We start from the raw sequence: 619 nt of genomic DNA, 5'->3' as shown, positions 1-619 counted from the left end.
GGGATTAATAGAAACCCGCCAAAGTGACTTAAGCACGCAACAAAGTGGAACATTACAAAGTGTTGCTTCTTTAACCGGAGGGTATGAATTAGTTTATACCAGCATCACTTATGGGGGCATGAGTGGCGGTGCAGTCTTAGACTCTCAGGGGAGAGTAATAGGGATTCATGGAAGTTCAGAAGGAGCAGGGGGAGGGAAAATTCAGTTAGGGTATAGTTTAGGGATTCCCATTAGCACTTTTATCGGATTGCAAGAAAGATTGAAGGTAAAACCGCAATTATTAACCACTGCTCAACCCCAAGTTAGTCCGCAACAACAACAAGAAATTATTCAAGCGATTACTGGTGTTATTGTCCCTAATACCAATGCGAAGGCGGATATTTGGATAGAAAGGGGGGGACAATTATGGCGGTTATTCAGGTTTGAGGAAGCAATTAAAGCCTTTGATGAGGCGATTAAGCAAAATGACCCCGATAATGTCTATTTAGCCTGGTATGGGAAGGGATTCGCGTTAGGTCAGTTACGTAAATATCAAACATCTATAGAAGCTTTGCAACAAGCGATTAATACCTTACCTAAAGGGGAAGATTTAAAGAAGTTTCACAGTAGTATTTTACAA

Annotated in this window: 1 protein-coding gene; it reads left to right on the top strand. The window is 41.2% G+C overall.

Annotation, left to right across the window (positions count from 1 at the left end):
* On the top strand, positions 1 to 619 hold a 619-nt coding region (locus tag MiAbW_RS19215; protein WP_238707371.1), incomplete at both ends, for a tetratricopeptide repeat-containing S1 family peptidase.

Origin of the sequence: Microcystis aeruginosa NIES-4325, assembly GCF_008974145.1 — a bacterium.
Classification (GTDB): domain Bacteria; phylum Cyanobacteriota; class Cyanobacteriia; order Cyanobacteriales; family Microcystaceae; genus Microcystis; species Microcystis aeruginosa_G.
Note: the sequence above shows the minus strand (reverse complement) of the source record. Positions and strands in the feature narration are given on the sequence as shown.